Raw genomic sequence first — 13,652 nt, 5'->3', positions numbered from 1 at the left:
TTTAAAAAAAACATTATGAAAAAATATTTAATATATAGAATTGTGATTTTAGCAACTATTCTTTTAAATTTTAGTTGCGACGATGATGAATTTTTAAACCAAGAACCAGAAACTTTTTTAACTGTAGATAACGTATTTACATCTGGAGTTCAGGTAGAGCAATTAGTATTAACCATGTATCAACAAGATAGAGCGTTACATGGTTATATAGACAATAACCAAGGACGCGTAATGTATGGTCAAGGTACAGATGTTTTTACAGTACCAACCTTTAGACAAAATACCAATTTTAGCGATTACAACTCTACAATTACACCAAACGCGGGTCGTTTATATAATATATATACCGATCTCTATCAAATGATTGCGCGCTCTAATTTAGCTATTTCTTTAGCAGAACAAGAAAGTATCCCCTTCGAATCAGAAGAATTAAGACGTTATGTACTTGCTCAGGCTAAATTTTTTAGAGCTAAGGCTCATGGTCAAGCAGCAGAACTTTTTGGTAGAGTTGCTATTGTAGATGAACCAACCACAACTGTTAGATTTGATTATGAACAATCTGAACGGTCTGAAATTTATCAGTTTGCTATTAATGATTTAGAATCTATACTAGATGATTTGCCTGAAATTACAAATGAGCCTGGTAGAGTGGTAAAAGGAGCTGCTCAACACTTTTTAAGCGAATTTTACTTAGGGTTAGGTATTGAAACTGGAAGTGAAGATGCTTACGATAAATCTATAGAATATGCCTCAGATGTAATTGATGGTGGAATCTATTCTTTAATGACATCTCGTTTTGGTTCAAGAGCTAGTGAACCTGGTAAAAATGTATGGTGGGATTTATTCCGATTAAATAACCAAAATTATTCAGATGGTAATACAGAAAGTATTTGGTGCTATCAATTTGACTACGAAGCATACAAAGCAGGAGACGAAGGAGCTAGATTAGCTTTACCATACTATTTAAGCCCTGTATGGAGAGCAATTCCAGGTGTTATAGGAGAAGATGAATATACTGGTGGTAGAGGAGTAGCTTATTTACGCCCTACAGATTTAACCGAAACTATTATTTGGGACTCATCAATATCAGATGGAGATATAAGAGGAGATGAAAGTAATATCAGAAGAACCGTTTATTATAACGATCCAAATTATGAAGGAGGTACACTTGTTGGTCAAGTTGTTCCTCAAGAAGAATTAGATGCAGCCAACGAAGGTTTGGCAGATGGAGCTTATTTTCCAATTTATGAAAAATTTACCACAGATCAATTCGAAGGACTTGAAGATGGTGAGAGAAGACAAAACATCTGGAGAGATGACTATGTAATTAGGCTCCCTGAAACTATTTTATTAAGAGCTGAAGCTAAATTACGAAGTGGAGATCCTCAAGGTGCTGCAGATGATATTAATATGATTCGAGAAAGAGCTCAATGTAATATTTTAGCAACTGCGGAAATGGTAGATTTGGACTTCATTTTAGATGAAAGAGCTAGAGAATTATTTGGAGAAGAAAGTAGATGGAATACACTTTTACGCATGGGAGGAAGTATAGCTTCAGATAGAATTAGAACCTATGCAAAATATGATTACCAAGTAAGTAGCTTAACTTTTGATTTTAATACATTCCCAATTCCTCAAACAATTATTGATAGAAATAAAGATGTTGTTTGGCAACAAAACCCAGGTTGGGAAAATAGATAAGATTAATTTTTAGAGTTAGTTAGTTTTAGTTTTTTATATAGGCAGACAATTCTTTGTCTGCCTATATTTTATCTTTATGTTAGAGTTATTAAGAATACAATAAAATCTCTATTCCAATAAGAAGCTTGTTAATAGGTTACTACGGTGAAGCATATATAGAGCTATATTTATCTAACCTTTTTTTATTGAATTTAAAAAAATACAGGAGGGTTTAGTATCTGTAAAATAAACCTGAGAATCTAAGGATGGACTTGTTAATAAGAGTTTTTAAATATGTTTAGTATTTTTAAAAGTTTGTTAAGGTAAGTCTGTTTTGCACTCTTTTAAATGGAGTCTTTCTTCAAAGATATGGATTTATCGTTCTTTTTAAAAGTCTTTTATCTGTTAAGATTAGTGTAAAAATTGCGAATTTTTTAATATTACAGGGTTTGTATTAATATACTTATTGATAAAAGTGTCCATATTTAAGAATAATTTATCCATTCTAAAATAAAACTCTAAATATATATTAGCATCATTAACTAAAACTAAATAGTGATATGGAAAAACTTAAACTCTTATTGGTGGTCTTAATAATAGGCTTCACTAGTATTTCTTGGGCGCAGTCTAAAGTGTCAGGAACCATTACAGACAATCAAGGTGTTCCAATTCCCGGTGTAAATGTTCTTGTAAAAGGAACATCAACTGGAGCGGCAACAGATTTTGATGGAAATTATCAAATTACAGCTAGTAAAGGAGATGTAATTGTGTTCTCTTACTTAGGGTATCAAACTCAAGAAATTGTTTATGACGGGCAATCGACTTTGAATATTAAACTAGAAGAAGACACTTCTAGATTAGATGAAGTAGTAGTAATTGGTTATGGGGCTGTAAAACGTACCGATTTAACTGGTGCTGTTGCTTCTATAGGAACACAGGAAATTACACAACAAAAGAAAACCGATTTAGGTCAAGCCCTACAAGGGCGCATTGCAGGAGTAGATGTAAGAACTACTAACAATAAGCCAGGTGCACCACTTTCTTTTGATATTAGAGGTAATACCGTAATTCAAAATAATGACGAAACTAGAGATGGGTTAGATTATAGTGGAGACCTTTCTAAACCTTTATTTGTTGTTGATGGTGTTTTTTTTGATGATATTAATATTTTAAACCCATCTGATATTCAGCAAGTAGACATTTTAAAAGATGCGTCTGCTACGGCTATATATGGTTCTCGTGGTGCAAATGGTGTTGTAATCATTACTACTAAAAATGGTATAGAAGGAAAAACAAGGTTTACTTATGAAGCTACTGTAGGTATAAACTCTGTAGCTAATAAACCAGATATGTTTAACGGCGATGAGTATGTGGCCTTTGTTGAAGATGTATTAAGAAGTAGTGTTTGGCAAGGGATGTTCGATTTTGATGCACCTTATTATCCAACAGTTGATGATTATAATAATGCTGCTATTGATTTTTCAGGAGAATTTAGATCATCAAACGAAGAAGCTGATAATGTAGCTAACCGTCGTTATACCGATTGGCAAAACGACTATATTAAAACTGGAATTCAAACTAGTCATACCATAGCAATGTCTGGAGGTAATAATGGCTTAACTTATAATGGGTCTATTGGTTATTTAAGCAATGAAGGTATAATGGGAATTGAGAAATTTGAACGCTATAATTTAAGTACTGCAGTTACTAAAAAAGTATCAGATAAATTTACGGCTGGATTAAAGGCTTATTTATCATTATCTGAAAGAGAAACAGGAAGTAACGAGTTATTTAGAAGTACATTGCGTTTAGCGCCAACAGTAAACCCTCGTGACCCTGACGGAAACCTTATTCTGTTCCCAGACGATCAAGACGGACGTTTTACAAACCCATATTACGAAGCATACGAGGATGCATGGTTAAACAATACCAGAGCACTAGATGTTATTGCAAACGTATTTTTAAACTATAAGCCTACAGAATGGTTAAGTTTTAAAACACAATTTGCACCAAATTTACGTACTACACGTCATGGTCAGCAATTTGGTCTACTTACAAAATCTGCTAGAAATGATGAAACTCGTACACGCGCGTATTATGATTCATTTTTTAATACTTCTTATACATGGGACAATATTATAGATATGAATTTTGATGTTGCAGAAGGTCATAACTTAAAAACTACTTTAATCTCTTCAGTATATTATAGACAAGATGAAGGTAGCCAAATTGAAACTAGAAATTTTGATACAGATATTTATAAATACTATAACACTGCAGCTGGTTTAGATGTTAGAACCTATTCAACTGGATACGAAAAAGAAACCTTAGCTTCTTTTGCGGGTAGATTAAACTATAGTATAGATGATAAGTACTTGTTTACTTTTACTGGTAGATATGATGGATCTTCTAAATTAGCTGTTGGGCACGAGTGGGCATTCTTCCCATCTGCTGCATTTGCTTGGAAAGCTAGTGATGAAGCATTTTTGCAAGATGTAGATTGGTTAAGTAACCTAAAACTCCGTGTTAGTTATGGTGAGTCTGGTAATGATAATGTAGTTGGACCTTATCAATCTTTAGCATTTTTAAATGGTTCAGATTATGTTTATGGTGAAAATCATTTAAATGGAGTTGTTGTTGGAGGATTAGCTAATTATGATTTAACATGGGAACGCTCTAAAGAGGTTAATGTAGGTATAGATTTAGCTGTACTTCAAAACAGAGTGCGTTTAGGTTTAGAAGTATACAACAAGAAAACAGTTGATGCTATTTTAGGTAAAACCTTATCTGCTATATCTGGGTATGGAACAGCTATTGGAAATTATGGTTCTGTTAGAAATAAAGGGGTTGAGTTAACTCTTAATACAACTAATATTCAAACCGAAGATTTTAAATGGACTACCAGCTTAAATTATGCTCGAAATAAAAATGAGATTGTAGAACTAGATGGCGATTTAGATGAAATACCTTACGGAAACCATGGCGTGCGTAAGATAGGAGCGCCTGTAGATGCTATTTATAGCTACGAATTTGATGGGATTTGGCAGATAGATGAGGCAGCAGAAGCACATACTTATGGTGCGTTTCCAGGGCAATGGAAATATGTAGACCAAAATAATGATGGGGTGCTTAATCAAGATGATAATGTTGTAATAGGTTCTATATCTCCAGATTGGATTGGAGGTATGACCAATACATTTGCTTATAAAAATATAGACTTTACGGTACAAATGCACGCAAGATTTGGAACTTATGGACATTCTGAGTTTTACAACAACTTTGCACCATGGCAAAATGATAGAGCTAAGTTTAATAAGGTAGATTTAGATTATTGGTCGCCTAATAATCAAAATGCTAAATATCCTGCTGCGCAATATGCTTCAACTGGAAACGATTACTACGTAGATGTAGATTTTGTTAAAATTAGTAACATTGGTTTAGGGTATAATTTCAATCAGAATGCTTTAGATAAACTAAAAATGTCTAGTCTCAGATTAACTTTAGATATTCAAAATCCATTTACGTTTACAGATTACGCAGGACCAGATCCAGAAACTGCATTAGGGAATACCTATAATGCAGGTTATATGATGAAAACAGTATTATTCGGACTTAAGTTGGCCTACTAATTTTAAATATATTAAAAATGAAAATATATAAAAACATAAAACCAGTTATAGCATTGTTTGTTTTTTCAATGCTATTCAATGCCTGTGATGACTTTATACAAGAAGATGTGTATTCAGCAGTAACAAGTGAAAACTTCATTACTGAAGATACCGCAGACCAGTTAATAGTTGGCTTATATACAGCAACTAGATCGGTGTATAGAAACCATGGTTATAAATTTGCAGGTACAGACCTGTTTACAACCAAAAACGAATTATTTGCGTTCAGTAGTACTAATGATTACAATAATTTTGTTGCCCCCGAAACCAATGGTGTTTGGAGTAGCAATTATAATGTAATAGCTAAAGCTAATACAGCAATAAACCGTTACGAAAACCAAGTTAATTGGAGCGATACTAATTTAGAAGCTAGAGATTATGGTATAGCACAAGCACGTGCTTTAAGAGCCTTAGCATTCTTTAATTTGGCAGTTCAATATGGCGGTGTAGTATTAGATTTAGAAGAACCACTTAGTATTCGTAACGATTATACACGCTCTACAGAAGAAGAAACATTTGCTTTAATTATTAGTGAGTTAGAAGCTGCTATATTAGATTTAGAGGACAATCCAGAGGTAGGGCGTTTTTCAAAAAGAGCTGCACAACACTTATTATCTGAAGTGTATTTAACCAGAGCTTATAAATCCTTTGCAGGAGCGAACGATTTTCAAACCGCAGCAGATTTAGCTGTACAAGCTATAGGTGGTTACGATATTAGAACCCAAACCTTTGCTGAGGTGTTTGATTATGATAATCAAATAAACGATGAAATTCTTTTTGCAGCACAATGGGAAAATAATGCATTTGCAAGCGATAGAAATAACAACAAGCACTCCTTATTTATGTACAATTTATTCGATTATCCGGGTGTAAGTCGTTCAAACCAATATGGTGTACAAGGAGATGGTTTGATGATGACACCATATTTTTACTCATTATTTGCTGATAATGATACGCGTGAAGACGTAACCATACATCGTGTTATTTATGCCGATGAAGAGTCTGCTTGGGAGGACGATGTGATTATTCCAGGAGATACAGTGGTATATTTTCCTAAAGAACCACTTGATATAGCTGAACTTACCGATAAGTTAGATAGGTATTGGGTATATCAACCAGATGAATACCTGTGGGGTAAGCCAGATGATATTGCGGGAGTAAATTACACATATTCATCAAATCCGTATTTTGTAAACTTTCCAATAATGAAAAAGTTTGATGATGAAATTTATTTTGACCAAAATGGAGGTGCACGTGATACTTTTATCTTTAGAGTAGCTGAAACCCATTTATTAGCTGCAGAGGCTTATTTAGGGGCAGGAAACACCACTCAAGCGTTATTCCATATCAATAGGGTAAGAGAACGTGCTACAGGTGTAGTTGATTATTACGGTTCAATTGATTTAGATACAATTTTAGAAGAACGTGCCTTAGAATTAGCTGGTGAAACTAATCGTTGGGCGGTATTAAAACGTATGGGGAAACTAGAAGAACGTATAGAAATGTATAATCCTCATGTAGTAGATCATGGTGCATTTGATGCTTCAAAACATTTATTAAGACCAATACCAACTAGAGAAATTCAACTTTCTCCAGAAACTATGACACAAAACCCAAATTATGAATAATAGCAACTGAAATTGAATTTAGTTTTTTAGAGTTAGTTTATTTTAGTTTTTATATAGGCAGGCGATAATTTGCCTGCCTATATTTTAATTTAACAACTAGGAAAATAATCTTTTGTTGCTTTTTTTTTTGAAAAAAATGAGTTAAGAATTATAAAAAATAATCATCCTAAAAATTGGATAAGTAGAGCAATTACATCTGAACAATTAACACATACCTTAAACCAAGAATAATGAAGTTACATTATACTTATATAACGAAAATATACATCATAATACTTGTGATATTTTCCTTGCTAACCTGTAAAGAAAAAGAAAAGTCTGTAGAAAATTCTGAAAACACACAGGCTATAGATTATACTACTAAAGTCTATCCTTTATTAGATAGTGAAAACTCTAGATGGTTTTTCTTTTCATCAGCAAGCAGACCTTTTGGTATGGTTAACCTAAGTCCAGATACAGAAATTAAAGGAGCTTGGGGCAGTGGTTATAGGTATAAAACAGATACCATTAAAGGCTTTAGTCATATTCATGCGTGGCAAATGTCAGGAATATCTCTTATGCCAGTAACGGTATCAGAAAACAATAAAGCAACCATTTTTACCGATTTTTATTCAAAATTCAGTCATAAAACAGAAAAAGTAACACCAGGATATCATTACATTGAGTTAGATAGATATCAAATTACTTCAGAATTAACAAGCACAACGCGCGTAGGGTTTCATAAATATAACTTTCCTAAAAATACCCAAGCAGCGATTTTATTCAATCTTAATACTAAGTTAGGACCATGTAAAAATATAGGTGGAGAACTAACAAAAATTAGTAAAAATGAGTTAGTAGGCAAATTGATTATGGAATCGACTATAAGAAGACCAAAACCTTTCACCGTTTATTTTAAAGCAAAATTAAATACAGACATTGCTTCTGTAGAAAAAGATATTAAAACAGGAAATTATTTAGTAAACCTTGAAGATCCAAAAGATAAGGTGCTTATGAAAGTAGGCATTTCATATACATCAATTGAAAATGCTACCGAAAATATTAAAAAAGAATTACCACACTGGAATTTTAATGATGTGGTTGCCGAATCTAAAGAGCAGTGGAACGAATTATTAGGAAGAATTGATGTAGAAGGCGGTACAGAAACAGACCAAAGAAGATTTTATACCGATTTATGGCATGCCTTACAAGGTCGTAGAATTATTAGTGATGCCAACGGTGCCTATCCTGATAATACAGGAGATACTTTTAGGGTAGGTCAATTACCATTAGATGTTAATGGAAACCCTAAATTTAACCACTATAACTCTGATTCGTTTTGGGGAGCTCAATGGACAATTAATACCCTTTGGGGGTTAGTTTATCCTGAAATAAAAAAAGAATTTGTACAATCGCTTTTACAATATCAAAAAGATGGTGGTTTAGTTCCTAGAGGGCCATCGGGAGGTAATTATACTTTTGTAATGACGGGTTCTTCTAGCACACCGTTTATTGTAAGTGCTATTCAAGAAGGCTTAATTACCGAAAATTTAGAAGAAATATACCAAGTTTTAAAACGCAACCATATGAAAGGTGGTATTATGGAAAAAGCGGGGTATGAGCATAAAACCAATTTAGGCGGTGGTTTTAAATACTATTTAGAAAAAGGCTTTGTGCCATATCCAATTCCAGAAGGTAAATTTGCAGGGCATCAAGACGGAGCTAGCCTTACTATGGAATATGCTTATCAAGATTGGACTTTGGCTCAATTAGCCAAAAAATTAGGTCATAATGAATATTATAATTATTTCTTGAAACGTTCTGAAAACTTTAAAAATGTTTATGATGAAACTTCAGGATGGATGCGCCCTAAAGATGTTAATAATACGTGGTTTAAAAATTTCGATCCATACGATTATAAAGTAGGGTTTGTAGAAGCTAATGGTGCGCAAGCAACTTGGTTTGTTCCTCATAATTTAACGGGGTTAGCAGAATTAATGGGAGGAAAAGAAAAAGCTGTAGAAAAACTAAACAAGCAATTTGAAGAGGCGAGCGAGCTTAGTTTTACGGCAGGAACTTCGCACGATTTAGAGGAACACCCAGAGTATAGAAGAATACCAATTAACTATGGTAACCAACCTTCTATACAAACCGCATTTGTGTTTAATAAATTGGGAAGACCCGACTTAACGCAATACTGGAGCCGTAGTATCGTAGATAAAACTTTTAGTGGTTTGTCGCCTTCTACTGGATATAATGGAGATGAAGACCAAGGCTTAATGGGAAGCTTAGCTGTACTCATGAAAATAGGGTTGTTTCAAATGAATGGCGGTACCGATGATAACCCAGAATACCAGATAGGAAGTCCTGTTTTTAATAAAATAACTATTAAATTAAACCCAGATTTTTATAAAGGGAAAAAGTTTGTTATTCATGCAAACAATAACTCTCCAAGTAATGTTTATGTAAATAAAATAGAGTTAAATAAGCAATCTGTAAATGGCTATTTTATAGAACATTCCGATATTGTAAATGGAGGGCAACTGGTTTTAGAAATGTCGAATAATCCTAATTTATAATTTATAATGAATACAAAGCAGATATTTGTTATTTTAGCATTCCTATTAATTAATGTATCGTCTTTCGCGCAACTTAAAAACAAACCAGAGCTCAACGAGAAATTTATGGATATGGGCTTCGGCATATTCATCCATTGGAGTTTAGATTCGCAGTTGGGTAGTGTTATTAGTCATTCGTTAGTTGGGGCTTCCGAAGATTATGTGAAAAGATATATAGAAGAGCTTCCCAAAACGTTTTACCCCAAAGATTTCGACCCAGACGAATGGGCAAGACTTTTCAAACTTACAGGTGCAGAATACGTTGTATTTACTACAAAACACCATAATGGCTTCTGTATGTGGGATACCAAAACTACCGATTTCAATATCATGAACACACCCTACGGAAAAGATATTACAGGCATGTTGGTGAAATCTTTACGTAAATATGGTTTAAAGGTTGGGTTCTATTTTTCACCTGAAGATTTTAGTTTTATTCATAAACAAGGGCATCTTATTTCTAGAAAGGGAAAAATGACTCAAGTTACCGCTAATAAAGAACTTTTTGAATATGATAAAGCTCAGGTAAAAGAATTAATTGAAAATTACGGTCCTATTGATGTCATGTTTTTTGATGCGTTTCATGCAAAACCCATGGCACAGTACGTACACGAAATTGCACCTGATGTTGTAGTAACCAGAGGTGAAATGAGTACGCCAGAGCAAAAAATACCTGGAGGAGCGCAACCAGGACCTTGGGAAACCTGCATGACAATGGGTACACAATGGGCATACAAACCTACTAACGAAGATTATAAAAGTGGAAAAGAACTTATTAATAAACTCATTGAAATTAGAGCAAAAGGTGGTAATTTTTTAATGAACGTAGGACCAAAACCAAACGGTGAAATACCCATTGAGCAAGAGGAGCGCTTACGAGAAATAGCACTTTGGATGTTTGTTAACAACGAAGCTGTAAAAAATGTACGAACTGTACCTACCCAAATTAAAGATGGCGATATATGGTTTACAAAAGCCAAAGATAAAAACACGGTATATGCCTTTATTACAAATCAACCCGAATGGTTTAAAGGAAAACGACGACTGTTTTACATCCATAACGTAAAAACTACAAAAGATACAAAGATTTCGGTGTTAGGTCAAAATGATTTGGTGGTAGAATATTCACCCAATAACTTACCAGAATCTCGTTTTAAACAACAAGAACACAACGTTGAACTTTCAATAACCAGAGCGCAAAGAGTTTACAATAACAAGATTTGGCACAATGCGCTGGTAGTGAAATTAACTAACGTGGAGTTTGTCAACAACAATGATTAATTACAATATTTAATAACTAAATAATAGCACAAAAAAATATAGCATGCGTTTAAATTTAAAGTTTACATTAATTTTTTGCTTAACGATAAGTTTTTCAACATTAGCACAATTAAAAAATAAACCGGCGATTGTAGAAGATTTTATGGATATGGGCTTTGGTATATTCATCCATTGGAGCATGGATTCACAATTGGGTACTGTAATAAGTCATTCTATGGTAGGAGCTTCCGAAGACTATGTACAACGTTACATGAATGAACTTCCAAAAACCTTTGTTCCTAATAAATTTGACCCAGACGAGTGGGCGAGATTGTTTAAAATTACAGGAGCCGAATATGTGGTTTTTACAACCAAACACCATAACGGATTTTGCATGTGGGATACCAAAACTACCGATTTCAATATCATGAATACCCCTTACGGAAAAGATATTACTGGTATGTTAGCCAAATCGTTAAGAAAATATGGCATTAAGGTAGGATTCTATTTTTCTCCCGAAGATTTTAGTTTTATTTACAAACAAGGGCATTTAATTTCCAGAAAAGGAGAAATGAGTGGTGTTGATAAAAACCCAGAATTGTTGGCGTACGACAAAAAACAAATTGCAGAGTTAATTGAAAACTACAGTCCAGATATGATGTTTTTCGATTCCTTTAAAAAGGCAGATATTGTTCAGTTTGTCCATAAGAAAGACCCTAACATTATGGTAACGCGTGGCGAAATAAGTACTCCCGAACAAAAAATACCCAATACCGCTATTCCTGGGCCTTGGGAAACCTGTATGACCATGGGAACGCAATGGGCTTACAAACCCACCAACGAAGATTATAAAAGTGGAAAGGAACTTATTAATAAACTCATTGAAATTAGAGCAAAAGGAGGTAATTTTTTAATGAATGTGGGACCTAAACCTAACGGTGAAATTCCTATTGAGCAAGAAGAACGTTTACGTGAAATAGCATTGTGGATGTTTGTAAATAACGAAGCTGTAAAAAATGTAAGAACCGTCCCTGGACTTATAAAAGATGGAGATATATGGTTTACAAAAGCCAAAAACGAAAATACGGCTTATGTGTTTATTACCAACCAGCAACATTGGTTTAAAGGTTTTAGAAGGAATTTTTTACTAAAAAACATCAAAGCGACTAAAAACACACAGGTATCTGTGCTTGGGCAAAATGACAAGGTGGTAGAATACTGGCCAGAAAACGACCCGAAAACTACGTTTGTTCAGCATAAGGATAGGTTAGAAATATCGGTAAGTAAGGCCCATAGACTATACAATAATAAAATTTGGCCTAATGCCATCGTGGTAAAGGTTACCAATGTTGAATTCACTGAGTAATACCTTGGAGTTATTAAGTTTTAAACGAAAAAATGTTTCCTTATGACGTTTACTAATTATAGAAAAAATATTGTCTTTATAGTACTAATTGCTTTCATGTGCAATCTAGTTAACGCGCAGTCTGCCGATAAAATGGATTGGTGGAAAGATGCCAAATTTGGTATGTTTTTACATTGGGGTTTATATTCTAAAACTGCGGGGTATTGGAAAGGACATAAAGCCAAAGGTAACGAGCATTTTATGATTCATGAGAAAATATCTCTAAAGGAATACGCCACTATTGCCGATGATTTTAACCCTGTAAATTTTAATGCTGAAGACTGGGTGCTCACTGCAAAAAATGCAGGAATGAAATACATAGTCATTACGTCTAAACATCACGATGGTTTTGCAATGTTTAATTCACCATCAAGCGACTACAATATTGTAAAACGCACGCCTTATGCCAAAGACCCCATGAAGGAATTGGTTGAAGCCTGTCATAAACACGGAATGAAATTCGGGTTTTATTATTCCTTAGGTCGCGATTGGGAAGACCCAGATGTGCCTACCGATTGGCCATTTAAAGGTGGACGTAGTAATATAGTAGATTACCCTGATGAAGATGCCAAAGTGTTTCATCGGTATTTCGAAAGAAAAGTAAAACCACAAGTAAAAGAGTTGCTTACACAATATGGAACAATAGATATTATCTGGTTTGATACACCACATGATATTACTGTAGAAGAAAGCCAAGAATTAAAAGATTTAATTTTAAGTATTCAACCCAACTGTATAATAAATAGTAGAATAGGGAACAATTTAGGAGATTATAAAGTTCAAGAACAAAAAATAGCAAAAGGTTTGGAATCAGAACCATGGGAAGCTTGCATTACCATGGGAAAAAATTGGGGCTATATAGAGTACGATACCATTTATAAAACACCCGAATTAATGACGCGCCATTTCCTTGAAATCGTAAGTAAAGGCGGTAATTTGCTACTAAATAACGGTCCTACTGCAAAAGGAGAAATAACCCCATTGGCAAAGGAAGGATTAGCGAAAATAGGAGAATGGATGGATAAGAATGGAGAGGGAATTTATGGGTCTAAACCTTGGGAAATTCAAAATGAAATACTTACCAATCAAAAAAAAACCGAAATAATTGAAAAAAAGGAAGGTAAAAATACCTTAAAAGATGCAGTGCATGATGCTACTCCAAAAGACATTATTCCAGAAGTGCAATTTACCTTTAAAAATGGTAATGTGTATGCTTATGTATGTAGTTATCATAAACCAGAAGTACTTATAAAAAGTTTCGCTTCAAATTTTAAGGTGAAAAGTGTAACTCAATTAAGCACCAACAGAAAAGTAGTTTGGAAACAGGATGGTGTAGGATTGAGAATTGAAATGCCAAATTATACTGAAAATGAAATTCCTATTACAGGTTTTAAAATTGTAATAAGGTAAAAAC

General features: G+C 33.9%; 7 protein-coding genes. All 7 read left to right on the top strand.

The window, feature by feature from the left end:
* Positions 1-15 precede the first annotated feature (15 nt).
* Complete coding sequence (locus tag J1D01_RS08230; RefSeq protein ID WP_421150486.1) at positions 16-1,701, top strand: RagB/SusD family nutrient uptake outer membrane protein; 1,686 nt, start codon at positions 16-18, stop codon at positions 1,699-1,701.
* Positions 1,702-2,240: 539 nt separating this feature from the next.
* Complete coding sequence (locus tag J1D01_RS08225; RefSeq protein ID WP_421150485.1) at positions 2,241-5,309, top strand: SusC/RagA family TonB-linked outer membrane protein; 3,069 nt, start codon at positions 2,241-2,243, stop codon at positions 5,307-5,309.
* Between the two features lie 17 nt (positions 5,310-5,326).
* Positions 5,327-6,976, top strand: coding sequence for a RagB/SusD family nutrient uptake outer membrane protein (locus tag J1D01_RS08220; RefSeq protein ID WP_421150484.1), 1,650 nt, complete (start codon positions 5,327-5,329; stop codon positions 6,974-6,976).
* A 230-nt stretch (positions 6,977-7,206) separates the two neighbouring features.
* The gene (locus tag J1D01_RS08215; protein ID WP_421150483.1) at positions 7,207-9,534 is read left to right on the top strand and encodes a GH92 family glycosyl hydrolase; all 2,328 of its coding nucleotides are present in this window, start codon (positions 7,207-7,209) and stop codon (positions 9,532-9,534) included.
* A 6-nt stretch (positions 9,535-9,540) separates the two neighbouring features.
* Positions 9,541-10,854 carry an alpha-L-fucosidase gene (locus J1D01_RS08210; protein WP_421150482.1) on the top strand — a complete coding sequence of 438 codons (1,314 nt, stop codon included), beginning with the start codon at positions 9,541-9,543 and terminating at the stop codon, positions 10,852-10,854.
* A 43-nt stretch (positions 10,855-10,897) separates the two neighbouring features.
* Positions 10,898-12,199, top strand: coding sequence for an alpha-L-fucosidase (locus tag J1D01_RS08205; RefSeq protein ID WP_421150481.1), 1,302 nt, complete (start codon positions 10,898-10,900; stop codon positions 12,197-12,199).
* 96 nt (positions 12,200-12,295) lie between these two features.
* The gene (locus tag J1D01_RS08200; RefSeq protein WP_421150480.1) at positions 12,296-13,648 is read left to right on the top strand and encodes an alpha-L-fucosidase; all 1,353 of its coding nucleotides are present in this window, start codon (positions 12,296-12,298) and stop codon (positions 13,646-13,648) included.
* Positions 13,649-13,652 lie beyond the last annotated feature (4 nt).

This window comes from Seonamhaeicola sp. NFXS20, from assembly GCF_049132085.1.
Taxonomy (GTDB): domain Bacteria; phylum Bacteroidota; class Bacteroidia; order Flavobacteriales; family Flavobacteriaceae; genus Seonamhaeicola.
Note: the sequence above shows the minus strand (reverse complement) of the source record. Positions and strands in the feature narration are given on the sequence as shown.

Coding starts and splice junctions, on each gene's coding strand:
- J1D01_RS08230 (WP_421150486.1), top strand. CDS start 16: ATGAAAAAATATTTAATATATAGAATTGTGATTTTAGCAACTATTCTT.
- J1D01_RS08215 (WP_421150483.1), top strand. CDS start 7,207: ATGAAGTTACATTATACTTATATAACGAAAATATACATCATAATACTT.
- J1D01_RS08225 (WP_421150485.1), top strand. CDS start 2,241: ATGGAAAAACTTAAACTCTTATTGGTGGTCTTAATAATAGGCTTCACT.
- J1D01_RS08220 (WP_421150484.1), top strand. CDS start 5,327: ATGAAAATATATAAAAACATAAAACCAGTTATAGCATTGTTTGTTTTT.
- J1D01_RS08200 (WP_421150480.1), top strand. CDS start 12,296: ATGTGCAATCTAGTTAACGCGCAGTCTGCCGATAAAATGGATTGGTGG.
- J1D01_RS08205 (WP_421150481.1), top strand. CDS start 10,898: ATGCGTTTAAATTTAAAGTTTACATTAATTTTTTGCTTAACGATAAGT.
- J1D01_RS08210 (WP_421150482.1), top strand. CDS start 9,541: ATGAATACAAAGCAGATATTTGTTATTTTAGCATTCCTATTAATTAAT.